Annotated in this window: 11 protein-coding genes; 7 read left to right on the top strand and 4 right to left on the bottom strand. The window is 59.0% G+C overall.

Going from position 1 to position 20134, the window contains the following annotated elements; translation table 11 throughout:
• Positions 1-13: 13 nt before the first annotated feature.
• Both KQI84_17145 and KQI84_17150 read right to left on the bottom strand, forming a co-directional pair.
• On the bottom strand, positions 14-841 hold the full coding sequence (locus KQI84_17145; protein ID MCB2156605.1) for a carbohydrate ABC transporter permease: 828 nt from the start codon (positions 839-841) through the stop codon (positions 14-16).
• Entirely contained in the window at positions 841-3078 is a 2238-nt protein-coding gene (locus KQI84_17150) for an extracellular solute-binding protein (GenBank protein MCB2156606.1), read from the bottom strand. Before KQI84_17150 ends, KQI84_17145 begins: the two co-directional genes overlap by 1 nt.
• Positions 3079-3359: 281 nt before the next feature.
• Between KQI84_17150 and KQI84_17155 the strand changes: the two genes are divergently transcribed.
• From KQI84_17155 to KQI84_17185, 7 genes are all read left to right on the top strand, one after another.
• Complete coding sequence (locus tag KQI84_17155) at positions 3360-5066, top strand: hypothetical protein (protein MCB2156607.1); 1707 nt, start codon at positions 3360-3362, stop codon at positions 5064-5066.
• A gap of 92 nt (positions 5067-5158) precedes the next feature.
• Positions 5159-6532 (top strand): hypothetical protein, encoded by a 1374-nt coding sequence (locus tag KQI84_17160; protein ID MCB2156608.1) that lies wholly within the window; start codon positions 5159-5161, stop codon positions 6530-6532.
• 30 nt (positions 6533-6562) lie between these two features.
• Positions 6563-9472: a discoidin domain-containing protein gene (locus tag KQI84_17165; GenBank protein ID MCB2156609.1), complete on the top strand. Its 2910-nt coding sequence runs from the start codon at positions 6563-6565 to the stop codon at positions 9470-9472.
• 33 nt (positions 9473-9505) lie between these two features.
• On the top strand, positions 9506-10036 hold the full coding sequence (locus KQI84_17170) for a prepilin-type N-terminal cleavage/methylation domain-containing protein (GenBank protein ID MCB2156610.1): 531 nt from the start codon (positions 9506-9508) through the stop codon (positions 10034-10036).
• On the top strand, positions 10033-11823 hold the full coding sequence (locus KQI84_17175) for a hypothetical protein (protein MCB2156611.1): 1791 nt from the start codon (positions 10033-10035) through the stop codon (positions 11821-11823). Before KQI84_17170 ends, KQI84_17175 begins: the two co-directional genes overlap by 4 nt.
• Positions 11824-11828: 5 nt before the next feature.
• Positions 11829-14168, top strand: a complete 2340-nt coding sequence (locus KQI84_17180) for a hypothetical protein (GenBank protein ID MCB2156612.1) — start codon at positions 11829-11831, stop codon at positions 14166-14168.
• A gap of 4 nt (positions 14169-14172) precedes the next feature.
• The gene (locus KQI84_17185; protein MCB2156613.1) at positions 14173-16815 is read left to right on the top strand and encodes a hypothetical protein; all 2643 of its coding nucleotides are present in this window, start codon (positions 14173-14175) and stop codon (positions 16813-16815) included.
• Between the two features lie 3 nt (positions 16816-16818).
• Here the strand turns inward: KQI84_17185 and KQI84_17190 are convergent, their stop codons facing one another.
• Together KQI84_17190 and aspS are read right to left on the bottom strand one after the other, a co-directional pair.
• Positions 16819-18132 carry an ABC transporter ATP-binding protein gene (locus tag KQI84_17190; protein MCB2156614.1) on the bottom strand — a complete coding sequence of 438 codons (1314 nt, stop codon included), beginning with the start codon at positions 18130-18132 and terminating at the stop codon, positions 16819-16821.
• A gap of 132 nt (positions 18133-18264) precedes the next feature.
• Positions 18265-20106 (bottom strand): aspartate--tRNA ligase, encoded by a 1842-nt coding sequence (gene aspS, locus KQI84_17195; GenBank protein ID MCB2156615.1) that lies wholly within the window; start codon positions 20104-20106, stop codon positions 18265-18267.
• Between the last annotated feature and the right edge of the window lie 28 nt (positions 20107-20134).

Consider the following 20134-nt stretch of genomic DNA (forward strand, 5'->3'; position numbering starts at 1 on the left):
AATAGTTCCTCTCTCAGCCCTTCAAGCCAGTCATGGTAACGCCCTCGATGAAGCGTCGTTGCAGTACCAGGAAGACTATAGCGATCGGCAGAATCGTCACCGCGGCGCCCGCCATCAGCAGGCCCCATTCGGCGTTGTGCTGGCCGCTCAGATTCGCCAGCGCCACTGGCAGCGTGTACATCGATTCCTTCTGCATCACGATCAACGGCATCATGAAGTCGCTCCACACAGCCGTGAACGTAAAGATAGCAAGCGCGGCAATCACCGGCCGGCACAGCGGCAGAACGATCTGCGCGAAGATCCGGAATTCGCCGCATCCATCGATTCGCGCCGACTCGATGTAGGCATCAGGAACGGAGATCATGAACTGGCGCATCAGGAAGATCCCAAATACCGATGCAGCGCCCGGTACGATCAATCCCAGGTAATTGTTCAGCAATCCCAGGGACTTCAGAAGCAGGAAGACCGGGATCAAGGTCACCTGTGCCGGCACCATCAATGTAATGATCATCAAGGCGAACATCGGTCCGCGCAGCGGGAAGTCGAACTTTGCAAACGCGTAGCCGCCCATCGCATTCATGAACAAGCTGACGAATGTCACGGCCAGCGTCACCAGCACCGAGTTGAAGAACATCCGTCCGAACGCCATGCGATCGAAGAGCTCATCGTAATGCAACCACGTGACCTCGCGGGGAATCCACTCTGGCGGGAACGTGTTGATCGCCTCGACCGTCTTGACCGATGTTGTCAGCGTCCAGACAAACGGCATCACGGCCGCGACGAAGAGAAGCAGCAGAAGGAACAGGATGACCGCGCGTTCAGTGATCTGGCGAGCGTTCATCAGTTCTCCTCCCCGCGCACCCAGCGCATCTGGAAGACGCTCAGCACCGCAATCATCACGCACAGCGTATAGGCAATCGCTGACGCGTAGCCGAGATGGAAGAACTTGAAGCCTTCCTTGTAGAGATAAAGCACAATAGACAGAGTGCGATTCTGCGGCCCGCCCATGTCAGTCATGACGTACGGCTCGGCGAAGAATTGCATGTAGCCGATCGTTGTGATGATCATGATAAAGACGGTGGTCGGGCGCAGAAGCGGCAGCGTCACGTTGCGGAATTGCTGCCAACGATTCGCGCCGTCGATCGAAGCGGCCTCGTAGAGCTGGCTTGGGATCGACTGCAGGCCCGCCAGGAAGATCACCATGCTGTAGCCGAAGTTCTTCCAGATCGCCAAGACGATCAGCGCCGGCAACGCCAGGAGTGGATCCGCCAGCCACTCCTGCTCGGGAATTCCGACCAACCCCAATCCCCAATTGAGAAGGCCGAACTGCGGCGAGTAGATCCAACGCCATACGACTGCCACAGCCACGAGCGGCGTTACGACCGGCAGGAAGAAGCCCGTGCGGAACAGCCCGCGAATCGGCGTCACCTTGCTGTTCAAGAGAATCGCCGCCCCGAGCGCCAGAACGATCGTGAGCGGTCCCGCCACGATCATGAAGTATCCCGTGTTTAGGACAGACCGCCAGAACAGCGGATCCTGCAGCAGGCGGATGTAGTTCTCGAACCCAACGATTGAAGTCCGGTGCCAATCGGCGATCGCATAGATGTCGTAGTTCGTGAAGCTCAAAAGGAGGGACGCAGTAATCGGCAGCAGAATGAACAGCGTGAAGTGCAGTAGTACCGGAATCAGGAAGACCGCCGGGATTCTGCATCGCTGCAACACATTCTTCTCGTGGCGCAGCTTCCAGGCGATCATCCCGACGAGTATCAGGAGGACCAGAATTCCGCCGCCGATTACTGTTCCCATCCAATCCTGCACGTTCCCTGGACCGACGCGACGGCGCGAGAGAATCCCCTTCATTCCCTCCTCGATGCGTGTCGCCGTCGTTTCCGGGCTCACGTCGCCCAGGATCATGTTCTCCATCTCGTTCTTGATGACTTCCGCCATCGCTTCCCACGTTTCCAGCGGCGGAGTCGCCCGGGCATCCCCCAACTGCCGACGGAAGACGCTCCACGTTGGGCTCTGCGCGAATTCCGGCGCATCCCACGCCACCTTGGCTGCAGGCAGATCGCCGGTGATCTTGTACCAATCGATCTGCGTGCGTGGCTGCGAAAGGTACTCGACAAAAGCCCACGCCAGCTCCGGATTCTGTGACGACTTGAAGATCGCCAGGTTGGAGCCGCCGAGGAACGACGTGCGCGTCTTGCGTCCTGGCAACATGGCTACGGCCCATCGCCCCTCCAGGTCCGGGGCCTTGCGCTGATACTCTCCCACCATCCAAGGGCCGGTGATCCAGGCTGCGAAGTAGCCGTCGCGGAAGGCCTGGATCGGATCGATCTGTCCGGACACCGCCTCTGTGGAGTAGCCGCGATCGAAAATCGATTTGTAGAATGCCATCGCCTCGATCGTCTCCGGCGAAGCGAAGATGCACTCCTTCATGTCATCGCTCATCGCGCGTCCGCCGTTTTGCCAGATGAAGTCCAGCAGCAAGCCTTCCTCGCGGGCCGAGAAATTGAACGCGTACTGATCCGTGCGACCGTCGCCGTCTTTGTCGCGGGTCAGATCCGCGCCAAATTGCTCCAACTCATCCCAAGTTTCAGGGAAGCGATCCCAGCCCGCCTCGGCGGCCAGATCCGTCCGATAGAACATCACCCGCGTATCGACGTACCAGGGCAGTGCGTAGAGCCCGCCCTCCCACTTGCCGGTGCGCAGGGACTGCTCAAAGAAGGCGTCGTTTCCGAGGCTGTCCGAGTTCTCGACCGGGCGGGCGAGGTTTCGCAGGGCTCCCATGGCGGCGAACTCCGGAACCCAGGTCGTGCCAAGCTGGGTCACATCCGGGGCGATCCCGCCCGCCACGGCCGTGATCAGCCGGTCGTGGGCGCCTCCCCAGGGCACCGCCTGGGTGTTGATGGTCGTGCCCGGATGATCCTCTTCGAAGGCCCGGGCGAGCTTGGGCAGGTGTGTTCCCTCGGCCCCCATCGCCCAGACGGTGATCTCGCCGGACAGTTCGGCGGAGCTTGTCCCGGCGAGGCCGAGAACAAGCAGAAGACCGAGAATTGGCAGGAAAGATCGCTTCAAGAGGGGGAGCCTTTCGCCGGAAAACTGAAAACGTTTTCATAAACAATGCGTCGCAGGTCAAGAGGAAATCTTTTCATCGCCGAAAATCTTGATTCTACTGGAAATGCCAATATAAATAAGGGTTTTAGGAGAAATTGGCGCGCACCCCAAAATCGACCAGATCGCAAAAAACGAGTTGACAACGCGCGGCATTTAGACCGATTCAGTGGCGCAGATGGTTGAAAACGTTTTCAGGTTTTCATTCCAATCCCAACACATCTTTCCCTGGAGGGCCCTCCAATATGAACGGAAAGCATTTGCTCCTCGCGGCTGGGGTGACGCTGCTCGCCGGCGCTGCCTCTGCCCAGTCAACAATCGCCGAAAACTACGAAACCCACAACTGGGTCCAGTGGTTCGGCGACGCCCCCGTCGTGGGTTACGATGGCACCCACACCACCGAGGGCAGTTCTGCCCTGCACCTGCAATTCAACCCCGCCTCCGGACTGGCCGCAGTGAAGACCAGCGAGTTTTTGCCGGAAGTCGGCACTGGGCTCAGCACCGGCTTCACGGCCGACGTCTACGTCTCCGGCGGCACGAGCGGCGTGCCGATGTTCAAGCTCGAAATGAATGGGGAATCCGGCTCGGCCGAATCCGGCGCGGACACTGCGCTCACGCTTGATTCCTGGACGCAGGTCACGATCCCGTCGGGCAATGTCGTCGAGAACTACAAAGAGTTCCGCCTGATTATTCCGGATAATGGCGCGACCGGCGTGTTCGACATCTGGGTCGACAACATTCAGCGCGAAGGCGCCCTGTGGGATGGTTTCGAGCAGGACAACAGCTCGTCCGTCGTCCCGGCGAATGTCGATGGGTTTGCCCGCGGCGATGCAACCGTCGGCGGTTCCGTTCTGACAAGCGCCGGCCCAGCGCCCACCGAAGGCAGCCTGCTGTGGGCGATGGAATTCAGCGGCGATTCGAACGGCGACGTTGAAATCCAACACTTCTACTCCACGCCGCTCGATCTCAGTGGCTACGACGACATCGCGTTCGATCTCTACATCCCGAGCGGCACGACCCTTCCGGTCGCCAGCGCCTTCTTCTGGGATGGCGCTGCCGGTTCCTTCCACACTGGCCCGACGATCTCGGCCAACGATGCATGGGAAACTGTTTCGCTCGACATCACCGGGCTGGTTCCGGCTGGTGACGAGGCCTCGATCGACGAACTCAAGATCGTCCTCGGCGGCATCGGCGCGGCCGGCAAGGTCTTCCTCGACAACACGGTCTACACGAACTCGGTTCCGGTCGTGAATTCGATCGTTCGCGACGACGTGACGCCGACGAGCGCATCGTCCGTGACCTTCACGGTCAGCTTTGACGAGTACGTCAATGGCGTCGATTCCACCGACTTCGCATTCGCGGCGGGCGCGCCGACCGGCGCCTCCGTCACCAATGTCGATCCCGCCGCCGGCCCTGCCCAGGTCTACACGGTAACTGTCGATACCGGCACGGGCGATGGCGATCTCGGCTTGAATGTTGTCGATGACGACACGATTCAGGATCTCTCCGGCCTGGCGCTCGGCGGTACCGGCACGGGCAATGGCGATTTCACGGGTGAAGTCTACGCCATCGACAAGGCGGCTCCGGGTCTTGCCTCCGGCGGACTTGCTCCCGACAGTGGACAAGCAGATCCGACCGATACGCTTCCCGTTCTCTTTACTGTGCTGTTCGACGAACCGGTCAATGGCTTCGACGAGAACGCAATCGACTTCACAGGATCGACAGAGGCTGGCTCTCTGAGCGCGGTCGTTACGCTGTCAACACGCGGCGAGACTGGACCGTACACGGTTTCGGTCAGTGGCGCGACGGTCGAGGGCGACATCGTTATCGGCATCGTCGATGGGCTCCTGACGGACGATGCGGGCAACGCGTTCAATTCCGGCGGAGCCACGGCATCAGTTCATTACAATCCCCTGGCCGGGGTAAATGACTGGATGCAGTTCGAATACTAATACTTCCATCCACCGGCTATCGGCGGCGGGGGAGGATGCGCCTCGCGGCACCTCTCCCGCCGCTGAACCGCCAATTCGAAGAAGGAGAAATCATGCGGTTCCTGAAACTTCTTGCAGCAATCCTTGTGTTCGCGTCGGTTGCCTCATTCGCTTCGGCCGAATGGGTCACTTGGGAGGACTTCAATACGCGTCCCTGGTCGCTGGAACCATGGCCTATCACCGAAGGATCTCAGATTTCCTTCGACAATCACATGGCTATCTCCGGCTCGACATCCTTGCGCACAACAATCAACGTTGTTGGATGGGGTGGCGGATTGACGCTGCGCAGCGCACCGATTCTACCTCCGCCCAAGCAGGGACTCACCGTCGCCATTCGCTGCGAGGCGCAGCCGGGAGCAACCGGTGTTCCGAATGCGAAGTTTGAGGTCTACTCTCCCGATGGCGGCCCAGCAATGGGCAGCCCCGACACGCCATTGAAGGTCGGCGATTGGACGACGATTCGCCTTCCCGCCAGCGTTGTCACGAAGGAATGGTCAGGTTGTGGTGTCATCTTCCTGGAAGGCACCGCTAAGGGGAGTTTCAAGATCTGGGTAGATGCAATCACTCTCGATGGGAAGGTCTGGGAAGACTTTGAGTATAACGGCGGCTTCAATCCTTGGTTCGCCGCGAACATCAACGGTGCATACCGGATGGGCGTCGTAGGATCCGAGTACAAGCGCGCCCCGGATCTGGGCAATGGCACGGCGATGTCGCTTGCATGGACCGGCGATACCGACGGCGCTGAACTGAAGACTCGTTTCGAATCGCCAAAGGACATCAGCGGCTGGAAGCGCATCCGCGTTCGCGTCGCCGTTCCCTCCGATTCCGTTTCTCCCCGCGTCAGCCTTTGGATGTGGGATGGATCGGAAGGCAGTCTGGCCGTCGGAGATCCCGTGATCCCCACTGGCGATTGGGTGGATCGAGTATTCGATGTTCCGGCAGCGGCTGGCGCCGTGAACCTCCACCATGTCGTTGATTTTGGACTCGTCTTTCACGAGTACCCGGGCAGCAGCGGCGAAGTCATCGTGGATCGAATCGACGTGGATGGAATTCCCGCGTCCGCGACTCGTTCTTCGACGCGCGCCAGCGATGGCAAGCCGCAGTGGAGCGCCTACGAACCCAACATGGTGATGCAGGCCGCAAAGACCGAAGGCAAGGCCGTCGTCTACGTTCGTTCCGCGAAGACGGATCGTTGTCGCGAGTTCGAGAAATCAGTCCTGCAGAATCCCCAGATCGCGAAGGTCCTGGCCGGCATGCCACTGGCCTATCTGAATGTGGACTCGCCGGAGAACACGCGCCTCTCTGCTGAGATTGGAGTCGTGCGTGTTCCCGCGCTTGTCATCATCGAAGGCGAGAACAAAGCTCGTCAACTCGTCGTCGACACCAACACCAGCAATGACGAAGTGATCGCGTTTCTCGCCAACTAATCCCAACGTTCTCAATCCTCGGAGTTCCCCATGAAGACGCTCTATCAGAGAGTCATCCCCGCCCTCCTTGTCTCTGCGAGCATGACATTTGCCGCATTCGCGAACGAAATCGCCGCGACTGCGAGTTCCGGAAACGGCGATTATCGGCCGGAGCATGCCGTCGATTCCGATTCGGGAACGCGCTGGTCGAGCGACTTCAACGACGATCAGTGGCTGCTGCTCGACCTGGGTGCAGAGAAGACAATCTGCGGTGTTCGACTTCATTGGGAAACGGCTTACGGGCGCGATTACGACATCCAGGTTTCGAGCGATGGGAAGGACTTCCAAACTGTCGCAGAAACAAGGGACGGAGATGGCGGCGTCGATGTCGTGTACTTTGGACCACGCAAGACGCGTTACGTTAGGATGGATGGGATCCGCCGCGGGACGGGGTGGGGGTATTCGCTTTGGGAAGTCGATGTGCTTGGCGACGAGGCTGCGCGCAAACTCACCGCCTCGTCAGCGCAGGCTGATCATGCGTTCGAACTTGCCATGGACGGTTCGCGCGAAACTGCCTGGCAGTCCGATTCGTCGGACAAGAAACCTTGGCTTCTCATCGAGTTCCCGCAACGCACCGCGTTTGGCGGGGTGCAGATTGTCTGGGCTGGCGATGCCGTTGGATGGAAAGCGGAGACGCAGGCCTCGGATGGCGCCTGGCACGAGCTGATGCGCTCTCCCGGTGCTGGGCCGGTGGAAGATGCATTCTTCGATCGGACGGAAGCCGAAGGATTGCGCCTGCAGTTCGAAGGCACTGCCGCAGTGGCGGAAGTCACACTGAAGGGCCCGGACGAAACGTGGAATCCGGAACGGCACTTCGAGATGCTGTCGCAGCGCCTTCCGAAGGGCGCCATGCCGCGCTGGCTCTATCGCGAGCAAGCGTTCTGGACCATCGTTGGTCTGCCTCGTTCGCCGGAGGAGTCGCTTCTCGACGAGGATGGCCGACTGGAGACGCATCAGGGCGGATTCAGTATCACGCCGGTTCTGCTCCTCGATGGGCAGATGAAGACAGCAAACGATTTTGCCGTCACGCAGGAACTCCTCGAAGGTTGGGCGCCGATTCCGAGCGTCGAGTGGAATGGCAATGATCTGAAGATTCGAATCGATGCAGTTGCTGCTGAACCCGGAGCAACGATCGCGCGGACAACACTTACGAATGAAGGCACGATGCCACGAAATCTTTCGTGGCTTCTGGCAGCACGACCGATTCAACTCAATCCACCGTGGCAGCACGGGGGATTCTCCGAGATTCGTGAAGCGCGTTTTGTCGCCGATGGCGCAGGCCTGATCGTTCACGGCAAAGAGGCCCTCCGTGTTATCCCGGCGCCATCGGCGACTGCGCTTGTTTCGGCAGGGGAGAGCGACGTACTGAGCACGCTAGTCTCAGGCGGGAACGACAGCGACGTTGTCACCGCCACTCCTGGCGTGATCTCTGCCGGGATGCGGTTCGATATGCAACTGGCACCCGGAGAATCGAAGAGCATCCTACTGGAGATCCCTCTTTCCGGCCGCATCGATGATCTCGCAGCATTCGATTTCGACAATTCTCGCGATGAAGTGTTGGAGCAATGGCGCAGTTGGACCGGCGATTGGGCGATCGATGTTCCGAACAAGCGACTCGCCCAACTGGTTCGATCGAATCTTGCCTACCTGCTGCTCAACGCCGACGGACCGAGCATCCAGCCGGGATCTCGCAATTATAACCACGCTTGGATTCGGGATGGAGCGATGAGCGCCACCGCCATGTTGCGCTTCGATGTTCGTGAACCCATCCGGGACTATGCCAAGTGGTTTGCTGGACTCGTTCACGACGATGGGTTTGTCCCTTTCATCGTCGACCCAAAGACGAATGAAATGCCTGGATGGGCGAACGACTGGGCAGAGTATGATTCCTTTGGAGAGCTCGCTTATCTTGCCCGTCAGGCGGACGAGTTTCTTGATGACGAGACGCTCAATAATCTGCTCTGGCCGAAGGTCAAAGCCGCGATGTCCTATCAGGAGAACCTGCGCAAGCAGCGCCTGACAGCCGAGTTCAAGGACACCGAGTTCTACGGAATTCTTCCTCCATCCAACAGTCACGAGGGTTACTTCCCCGGGAAGCACAGCTACTGGGATGACTTCTGGGCACTGCGCGGGCTGCATGATGCACAGGCTTTTGCTCGCCGCCACGGAGAGGATGAACTGGCCGATCATTACGCAGAAGAAGAAGCCGCGATGCGCACCGATCTGCTTCAATCCATCGAGCTCGTTCGGCATCGCGACAATCTTGAAACACTCCCCGCGTGCGCAGAGCTTGGCGATTTCGATCCGACCTCCACGTCGATTGCGATGATGGTCGGCAACGAGCAGGACAATCTTCCTGCCGACGCATTGAAGGCTACGTACGATCGATATCTGGACGGGATTGAAGAGAGACGGACCACGAGCCCCAGCAGTTACACGCCGTACGAAGTGCGGACGGTTTCGGCGCTGATTCGGCTCGGACGTCCAGCCGAAGCGCGCGGCCTGCTGAACTACCTGATCGAGGACGGTGTGCGCCCGAAAGCGTGGAATCACCTTGCCGAAGTCGTGCATCCCGACCCGCGTACACCCAGCTACATCGGCGACATGCCGCATACGTGGGTTGGCTCTGGGCTGATCAATGCAGTGCGCGACTTGTTCGTCTACGAGAATGGGGAAAAACTCATCGTGGCCGCCGGCGTGCCGGACGAATGGTACGACGCCGGCGCCTCGGTGAGCAATCTCCCGACATGGTGGGGAGAACTCTCCTATCGCATGAAGAGGAATGAATCTGGAACGCGCATGATCATTCTGGAAACAGAGGTTCATCCTCCAGGAGGCGTTGTTGCACCGACAGACGTCCAGATTGTGCACGCAAAAGTGGCAGAGGAAGGCATCAATTAAGGCTGAGTGGAATCTATCAGGGGCAGGTGTACAATGCAGAGTTTGGGCAACAAAAACAGTGGTTTCACCTTGATCGAATTATTAATCGTCGTCGCGATCATTGCAATTCTTGCGGCGATTGCCGTTCCGAATTTCCTCGAAGCACAAACGCGGGCGAAGACCTCACGCATCAAGGCGGATGTCAGAACTCTCGCGACGGCGATGGAGTCTTATCGGGTGACCTTCAACAGGTACCCGCCAGATGCAGGACACGGGGCCCCGCCCTACAGCGGAGTCGAGAGCCTGATCCCGCTTTCGACCCCCGTATCCTTCATCACGTCGATTCCGCGCGATCCGTTTCAGGAAGTCGACAACTCATCGTACTTCGGCTACTACTTCTACGTGCATGATCCGGATCTGCGACAGTTGCCCGCTTCCGAAAATGGAACGCGCTTCTACTGGATTCTGTTCTCGGTCGGTCCCGATCGCGATTCCGATCAGCTCGACTTCTTCCCCGTCACGCACAACTACGATCCGACAAACGGCACAATCAGCGACGGAGACATCGGACGGTGGGGGCCATGATCAGAAAACGCACACTGACGGTTGTGGCAATTCTGCTACTGACAATCCCGCTCGCGTGCTGTGCTCGGGTCAGCCATATCGCGCCCGGCGAGGATGAACCTGCACAGAAGATTCTCGAACTTGTGCTCGCCTCTCAGCCAACCCCGCAGTCGTTGCCCGAGGGCAGCACCTACAATTACATCTGGGCAGAGAACATGATGGCCTGGATGGCGGCGGAGCAGTGCGGCTACATGTCTCGCGAAGAGACCGTCCGCCGTCTGCAGGGCCTGCTTGGCACTGTCGCAGATTATGAGACGCACCACGGTTTCTACTTCGATGGATACGATCCGGCCACCGGCCATGCCACGACGGACAAGGTCTATTTCCAGGGCTGGTGGCTGTGGGCGCTGATTCTGACGCGCGAGGCCTATCCCGAGGCGGCGCCATTAGCTGAGCGAATCCTCGAGCGCATCGACTACGACGCCGCAGGCATGGTAAATGCCGATCATACGGCATTGGCGGCCGATGTGTTTGTCGACAGCGGCGGCATGTCCTTCTGGTTTCGAACCGATGGAGATGTGGCCGGCGAATTGCGCACGGCATTCATTGCATACACGATGCTGACAAACGACCCGCGCCCGTGGCTGATCGAGCACGAGCCCAACTTCATCGACGTCATGGGTCACAAGACGCTGGCCGTCTGGCATCACTTCACCTTCGATCCATTCTATGTCCACACATGCTATCCCGAGGTGGGGTACTTCGCGCACTCCTGGGATGAACTGATTGCAGGCGCACGCAAGCACCGCGAAGCAAATGGCATGGAGTTCTTCGCCACGCGCATGGAGCCCTTGCAGGCCTGGGACCTGAACCCCGACGAATGGCCGAACACCGAGCATCGCGTCGCCAAGCCATGGAACGCGTGGATCGTGGACCCCGATGCGCCCGTGATGGAACTGGCCTGGTCGCCGGGCTACGGCGTCACCCAGTACTTCGATAACTGGAACTTCAACTGGGCCGTGGGTGATCGCTACAGCGAGCATCCCAACCCCATCGGCTCGACACTGAATGTCACGGACAGCCGCCTCGGCGCGGACTTCCTTCTCGAGACGTTACCTGGGGATGTCGACGTCCCCAATCCCCCCACCCTTCGGAAGACTCAACTGCGCGCCTACCCCGACAGTGAGTTCCCTCCGGACGAGCCGCTGATTGTCGAAGTCAACGGAACGGTAATCGGTAGTATTGGGACACATCGCAAAGGTGCATTCGAGATTATTCCGAAGGTACCGATAGTCTTGCAGGCGCGGAATCGACTTGAACTGCACTCGCCGGGTTATGGTGCGTGGCGTGTCGAGATGGGCGAGAAGTCTTATCGCCCCTTCCAAGCGCGCACTGCTGACACCGAATGGGAAGAAACCGAAGCCCCTGCGATCGAGATTCACGTTACCGGCCAGCGCGCCGCCCGCGAGAATCCCTACGCCTTGCTCGCAAGGCTCTCTGGTATTCACGATTTCCAGGTCTGGCAATTGATGAAGGACAGCGATCTGCTCGCCGATCGTTCCGTCGCTTGGGTTGGGGATTACTCACAGCAAACTTGGCTCGCTCGCATCGTCCACAATGTCTCCGATCAGCCAGTCTCGGTCAGTCGGACCCTGAAATCAGCCGAGAAGGATGCCCAGTGGCAAGTCGTCGACTACGCGACGGGGAACGTCATCGATTCCAGCCGAAGCGGCAACGTCTTGCACTGGCGCCAAGGACCTCGGCAAACCGCTCGCCTTCAGAAGATCAACGCCTCGATTCAGAGATGACGCTCATGAATGAACTATGGAAATTCGACGAGGCTGACGGCAGCCTCGTTATCAACACGCCCACGCCGCCGCGCCCCTGGGCGAATTACCTGACGAATGGAAAGCACTTTGCCCTGATCACGCAGACGGGCGGTGGCTATTCCTTCTTCGAAAACTGTGAGCACGGCCATCTGACCCGGTGGGCGCCGGCGAACTACCTCGCCGATCGACCTGGGCGATGGATCTACATCCGCGACAAGGCGACCGGCGATCTGTGGACGCCGAACTTCCAACCGACGCAGAATGCCGAGGACTTTCAGGGCCGTCACAGCATCGTAGAAACGACTCTCCAGTCGAAGCGAAACGGCATTCGCGCCTCCATGACCTATACTGTGCTCACAGAAGATCTGCGCCGCGAGGAGTGGCTCGTTCAAATCATCAACGAAAGCAACAAGAGACGCGAACTGGCCGTCTACCCGCTGATCTTCTGGCAACTTGGGCATTACTTCTCCGATCTTGGAACTGCGAACCTGACCGCACTGATGAACCACGGGCGATTTGATCGCGATCGCAATGCCATCCGCGTCTCGCAGGCGCCTTGGGGAAACAAACCATGGCCGTACGAGGGATACTTCGCTTCCTCGCTGCCGATCGAGGCCTGGGAAATCGATCAGGAACTCCTTGCTGGTCCCGGAGGGTCATGGGAACGACCGCATGGAATCACGGCTGGCAAGTTGACCAGCCCGGATTCCATCATGGGCGTTCCGATGGTGGCGTGCTATCAGCATAATGTGGAACTGGAGCCGGGCGAAGAGTTGGAGTTCACGATCGTACTCGGTGAAGGTGAACCAACGATTCCTCCCTCGCCCAACGAGTTCCGAGCGCTTCTCGATCAGCGTCGGCGCGAGGCGCGACGCTACTATACCGAGGACAGTTTCCAAATTGAGACGCCGCACGAAGGTTTGAATCAAATCGCGAACCTGTGGCTGAAACGCCAGGTCGTGATCAATAATCTGCTCGGGCGTAGCGCGACGCTGTACCACGAAGGCGGCGGCGAGTTGGGCTACCGCAACACGGCCCAGGATGCCTGGGGCATCTTGCCCATGGATGCCGAGTTTGCGCAGCAGCGCCTGGAGAAACTGTGCGAACACCAGCGGTCCTCCGGCCAGCCATTGCCCGGCTGGACCCCTTTGGTTGGCCCGTCGACGCACGAGCCACCCAGCGATTTCCCCGTCTGGCTTCCAATGCTCGCGCTGGATATCGTGAAGGAAACGGGGGACGGAGACTTTCTCGACAAGCCGCTTCGATTCTTCGATGGTGGCGAGGCACCGCTGTACGAGCATCTGATTCGCGCCGTCGACTTCCTGCATGCCCGCGCGCGCAGTCCACGCGGCCTGCCGCTGATGGGCACGCAGGACTGGAACGACGCGTTCGATCGGGTTGGCGCCGGCGGAAAGGGAGAGAGCGTTTGGCTCGCAATGGCGCATTGTTTTGCTCTGTTACGACTGGAGGAACTCGCGGCGTGGCGCGGCGATGAGGCGACCGCAAAACACTGTCGTCAACTCTGGCAGGAGACGCGCGATCTCGTAAATCGACACGCCTGGGATGGTGACTGGTATGTCATCGCATTCGACGACGAGGGCCGCCCGGTTGGCTCAAGAAAGAATGAAGAGGGGAGGATTCACCTGAATGCTCAGACGTGGGCAATCATGGCGGAGATCCCGGATGCTGAGCAGATAGCAAAGATTCTGCGCGTCATTGACGAGCAACTCGACTCACCTCTCGGTCCTGTGATGCATGCTCCAGCTTACACAAAGTACAATCCCGCCGTGGGCCGAATCACCGCGTTTGCACCGGGTACGAAAGAGAATGCCGCGCTGTTTACTCATGCGGGCGCGTTCAAAATCTGGGCGGACTTGAAGCTGGGACGCGCGGAGCAAGCCTGGCGCACGTTTGATGCGCTTCTTCCATCCGGTCCCCATCGCGACCTGCAGATATATCGCGGCGAACCGCACGTCTTCTGCGAGTACGCGATCGGACCCGGAAACCCGCGGCACGGTGAAGGCACATTTACGTGGCTGACGGGTTCGGCCGATTGGCTGCTGCGAGCACTGCTGGATCGCATCATCGGAGTCGAACCAGATTTCGATTCTCTCAAAGTCGCGCCATGTCTGCCCCCTGCATGGAGAAGCGCGCGCTTGCGTCGCCCATGGCGTGGCGCGACTTACGAAATCGAGATTACCAGTCCCACCGGATCATCGCTGCAGATCGCATCTATTCGTATCGATGGGAATCGAGCAACCGAACATCGCATCCCGGCCTTCAGAGATGGCCGTACGCACACAATCAAGATTGAGATGGAGTAACAGATTGAAGCCAACAGCACTGAAAACACGGATCGATCTCAATGGCGAGTGGCAATTGGCACCCGGTACGCGCAATGGAAAGCGCGTGCCGAAGCGCTGGAGTTTCAGTCTGCCCGTGCCCGGGCTTGTCGATCTTGCTGAAGGCTATGAGTACGGCAAGCGGCGCTATCATTTCTACCGGCGCGTAATCGACCTTCCAGCAACACCGAGCGGCACGGAAGTCGATCTTGTTCTGGAGCAGAGCATGTGGACGACCGCCGTCTGGTGCAACGGGCACGCGGTCGGCGAATCAGACGATTGTTACCTGCCGCAACGCTTTGACCTGACTCCTCATTTGCGCACCGGCCGAAATGAGATCGCCGTTCGCATCGGCGGATACGATACTTTGCCAGAGGATCACGTTGGGGGAAAAGACCACGAGCGCATCGAATGGATTCCCGGCATCTGGGGCGATGCTTTCCTGCATATCTTCCGTCGCGCTCGCATAGAGAGTATCCAAGTCCTTCCTGATGACGATTTGCGCGGATGCCGGTTGCTCGCGCGCATCGAGAATCGCAGTGGCCAGCGTCTGAATGCCACTGTTCGCGCTGAAGTGGCGGAGTTCAAATCGAATGCGGTCGTCCAGTCTCAAAGCGAACCTGTCCGACTGCAATCGGGCAAAACGAGGGAAGTCGAACTGCAACTCCGCTGGAACAATGCGAAGCGATGGTCGCCGGAGTCCCCGTTCCTCTACCTTGCCAATGTCACGTTGATCGAAGACGACGAGATCCTCGATGGAAGCTCTGCCCGCTTTGGCCTTCGCAAGATTGAGATTCGCGGAAATCAGTTCTATCTGAATGGAACGAAGAGACCTCTGCGCGGTGGAAACATCGCGTTTCATCGATTTCTCGGCGACGTCTCGCGCCGCGATTTGCCCTGGAACATGAAATGGGTACGGCGCGTTTTCGCGACCATTCCCAAAGCGCATCACATGACGTTCTTCCGCGCGCACATCGGCCTCATGTATCGATGTTGGTACGATATCGCGGACGAGGAAGGCATTCTGCTGCAGGACGAATGGCCGTTCTGGGGTGTGTCGGCGTCGATGCCGCGCGTACGCGATGCATTCATCAAGTGGCTTCGAGCGCATGGGAATCATCCATCGATCATCCTTTGGGATCCGGGAAATGAATGCGACCTCTCAGAGGTTGGGCGGCGCGCGATTCCCGCAATGAAGAAGCTCGATCCCACGCGTCCATGGTGCCATGTCGACACCCACGAAGAGCACCCCTACCATTGGTCTCTAACGCCGGTGTGGCCCGAGCGCGCGATGGGGCATGCGCGCTCACCAGAGGACATTCGCGACTCCGATGTCCCGGCGATTATCAATGAGTTTGTCTGGTTCTGGCTGGATTCAAAGGGCGATACCACGGTTCTGACAGACATGGTGATCGAGCGCTGGCTCGGCACGAATGTACCGAAGAAGCAGCGTCTCGAATACCAGGCCTGGCTCGCGCGTGAGTGCATCGAAGTCTGGCGTCGGCTGGACATCGCAGCGATACAACCCTTCGTTTACCTGAGCGCCGACGGGGGATGTACGGCGAACTGGTTCGATGGAGACTTGACGAAGGCGAAACCAAAGCCCGTGTTGCGCGCCGTGAAAGAAGCGCTCGCGCCACTAGGCGTCAGCATCGACCTGTGGGACAGGCACTTCTTCCCGGGAGAGCGCCGGACAATACCTGTGCACGTCTTCAATGACTATCCCACCGCCAAGACAATGCGATTGGAATTCGGATTTGCATCGAAGGCGCGGCGCTGGCTGAACGAGCCAGACGTGCAGCAGCTCAAGCTGTCTGCCGCGACTCATCGCGTGTTGCGCATCCCGATCGAAATGCCAACGCGCGGCGATGCGATCCTGCTGGCGAAGTGCTTCACCGAGGACGGACAAGAGATGGGCGTCAGCGAGAAGACCATCCACATTCTTCCGAAGCCCGTTGCACCAACAAAGATTCGCAAACTGCGAGTTGCTATGATCGATCCGCGCGGAGAAATGCACGATTGGACTGAGAGACAAGGGCTTTCCACTGGTCAGCCAACGCCCGAGTCGCTCTCTGGCTACCAGGTTCTGTGGCTTGGCGAAGGCGCGCTTCAGTCAAAGGAGTTTGTGGACATCCAACCCAAGCTGCGAACCTTCGTGCGCAGTGGGGGACTGCTGATCGTTCAGGAGCCGGAGTTCGAACGTGACAACCAGGAAGAGATCGAATTCTTTCCAGGCACAAAGATCGTCGCCGGGCCGCGAAACGATGTCGACAAGGGCGGGTACGACGCTGTCGTTCATCCGACCGCGGAGTGTCCGCAGGAGTTGCTTCACGGCCTGAAGCCCAAGCATCTCTCATACTTCAGTGGCGGCACGCCCGGCATGGTCGTCTCCGAAGGTGTGGCGGAAATCACGGGGCGCGGCGAAGTCTGGATGCGGTGCGGGATTAGACTCAAGATCCCGGCGTTGTCAGCGAAGCGAATCGGCGACGGCGTTGTTATCGTAAATCGAGTGCAACTTCGCGGTCGCCTGCTTGGCGAAAAGACAGGGTCTTGGCCGCGTCGACCCGATCCCGTGGCACAGAAGTTAGCATTGAATCTGCTGGCATTTGCAGGACGGCAAACGCGCTGAGGCTCAGTCGATTCTGTGCAATGTCCAGTTCGTCGGTGGAGCGATAGCGGTTTCGGTAAATGGAAGGTCCGTCAAGGTCCGGAAGGTCAACGTATCCTCGGCACGATCCAGCACAACCGGCGGTTCATCGTCGGTGATCAGCGCTGCAGAGAGCGACATCTCCGCGCGCAACATTGGCCAATTTGGAACATCGTAAACCACCTGCGGGTTCTCCCCAGGGGCAAGCATCTCCGTTTGATCCTCAAACAGCCCCTGGCCATCGCGCCAGCGGATGCAAATCGCAAGGCGGTAGGGGATTTCCACACCATTCTCATCCAGATCGAAGACAAACCGGCAGGGATCGCCGGTGCGCACGGAGTCGACAGATTCTCCTTCTGCGTTCTCCAGGCGCACATTGCGGAATCGGGGCACTGACTTCCCGATGTATTCGTCCAACTTCTTCTCACGCAACTCCGCCTCATCCCCGTTGGCGACGATCGCCTGCGTCGGTGCAAGAAAATGGGTCGGCAGAATGGAACGCTGAGACATGAACTTAAGATATGCCTGAGAAACATCCCGCGACGCACCGGTCATCTTCACGATTCCGTGATCAACCCACAGCAAGCGATCGCATAGATCACGAGCTGTGGCTGTCTCGTGCGTGACCAGAACGATCGTCGTTCCTTTCTCATGGAGTTCCAGCACCTTCATCATGCCGCGCTGTTGAAACTCCGCATCGCCGACCGCCAGAATCTCATCGACGAGGAGAATCTCGGAGTCCAAGTGAAACGCGACACTGCACGCCAAGCGCGCATACATTCCGCTGGAGTAGTGCTTCACTGGCTCGTAGATGAACTTGCGCAGACCCGAGAACTCGATGATTTCCTGAAGCTTCTCCAGCAGCTTCTGGCGCGGCATTCCGAGGAGCGCGCCGTTGTAGAAGATGTTCTCCATCCCCGTCAGTTCGGGGTGAAAGCCGACCCCGAGTTCCAGCATTGACGTCACACGACCGTTGACATGGATCGAGCCGGACGTCGGCTGCGTGATGCCCGCGACCAGCTTGAGGATCGTCGACTTGCCGGCTCCGTTTGCACCGACAAACCCAACCATCTCGCCCCTCGAAACGCGGAAGGAGACATCCGAAAGCGCGTGAAACGGTTCGCGTTTCAGGTACTCGAAGAGCTTGCTGACAAACCACGAGCCGAACCGTGGCGCGGCGCGCTGCTGGATCTGGTAGACCTTCGAGACATTGCAGAACTCCACCGCGGCCACATCATGATCGATGCGCGATCGGCGGCGAATCTGAACATCAATGTCTTCCTGGGTCAGTTTTTCCATGGGCGCCTGAACGCAGGTTTTCCTCCCTGCGAGTTTCGTCAATCGTGAACCAGACAAATAACCCCGGGCAACCAAAGTCGCCCGGGAGAGGGGTTTCATTTCCAGAGGTTTCGGCAGGAGTCCACGTACGGACTACTCCTTGTCCTTCTCTTCCTCTTCCTTCTTCTTCATCGTGCTCTTGATCTTCAGTTCCTTCAGCGAGCGCTCCGGAACCGAACTCGGCGCTGCCGTCAATGGGCAGTATCCAGTCTGAGTCTTCGGGAACGCGATGACGTCGCGAATGCTGTCCGTCCCGGTCATCAGCATTACCATGCGGTCGAATCCGAATGCGATGCCGCCGTGCGGGGGCGCGCCGAACTGCAGCGCTTCGAGCAGGAAGCCGAACTTCTCTTGCGCTTCTTCCTCGCCGATGCCGATCGCGCTGAAGACCTTCTCCTGGACATCGGAACGGTGAATACGAATCGATCCGCCGCCGATCTCCTCGCCGTTGAGCGCAAGGTCGTAAGCCAGCGAGCGAACCTCGCCCTGCTTGTCGGTTCCGAACAGAGCCAGATCCTCTTCGTTCACATTCGTGAACGGATGGTGCAGCGGATCCCAACGCTTCTCGTCCTCGTTCCACTCGAACGCCGGGAAATCGACGATCCAGACGAATCGCCACAGGCCTTCGTCGATCAGACCCATCTCGCGGCCGAGCAGCAGACGCAGCCGTCCCAGGTGTTCCGCCGCCGTCGCGGCCTTCTCGTTGGCGACCAGGAAGATGATGTCGCCCGGCTTGCCGTTCATGCGCTTGCAGATTTCCGCCAGCGGCTCCGGATCGAAGAACTTCGATATGCTGCTCTCGAGTTCGCCGGCCTCGTTCACCTTGAACCACGCATAGGCACGAATGCCCGTCTCGCGCGTCACTTGCTGGCTGAATTTGCTGTCCGGGCGAAGCTGCATATTGCTGAACTCGGACGCCTTGCCCGGCACGCACAATGCGCGCACCACGCCACCTTCCTTCACCAGTTTGTTGAAGACTTGGAAGTTACAGCCCTTCGACTTCATGATGTCTGTCAGATCTTCGATTTCGAGTCCAAATCGCAGGTCCGGCTTGTCGCTGCCATAACGCAGGATCGCCTCGGCGTAACTCATTCGCGCCATCGGCAACGGCACGTCCACGCCCAGGCATTCCTTCCACAGGTGCGCGACAAGGCCTTCCATCGTCTCGATGATATCCTCGACTGTCACGAACGACATCTCGAGGTCGATCTGCGTGAATTCCGGCTGACGATTCGCGCGCAAGTCCTCATCGCGGAAGCAACGCGCGATCTGGAAGTAGCGCTCGAACCCGGAGACCATCAGCAGCTGTTTGAACAACTGCGGCGACTGGGGCAGGGCGTAGAACTTCCCCGGATCCAGGCGTGACGGCACGATGAAGTCGCGTGCGCCTTCGGGCGTCGCCTTCGTCAGGATCGGCGTTTCGAATTCCACAAAGCCATTGTTCGCCAGGTAACCGCGCGTCGCCTGGTACATGCGGTGACGCATCAGGAAGTTCTTCTGAATCTCCTCGCGGCGCAGGTCCAGATAGCGATAGCGCAGCCGGATATCTTCGCTGACGTGGCTGTACTCGTCGATCTGGAAAGGCAGCGGCTTACTGGGCGAGAGTACCTCGACCTCGTGCGCTACGATCTCGACGTTACCGGTCGGCAGCTTCGGATTCTCCGTGCCTTCTGGGCGACGCGTCAGTTCTCCGCTCACGGCCAGAACGAACTCGCTCCGCATGGCGTGCAACTGCTCATACACATCATCCGGAACGTCGCCGGGATTGATGCGGATCTGCAGAATGCCGGAGCGATCGCGCAGATCGAAGAAGACGATTCCTCCCAAGTCCCGGCGCCTGTGCAGCCAGCCCTTCGCGACCACAGTCTGGCCGATGTGCTCTTCGCGGAATTCTCCGCAGTAGTGTGTTCGTTTTGCAGCTTGCAATGACGTCATGGAATTGCTTTCCGTTTCTTCCATTCAG

This window comes from bacterium, from assembly GCA_020444065.1.
In the GTDB taxonomy this organism is placed as follows: Bacteria; Sumerlaeota; Sumerlaeia; order SLMS01; family JAHLLQ01; genus JAHLLQ01.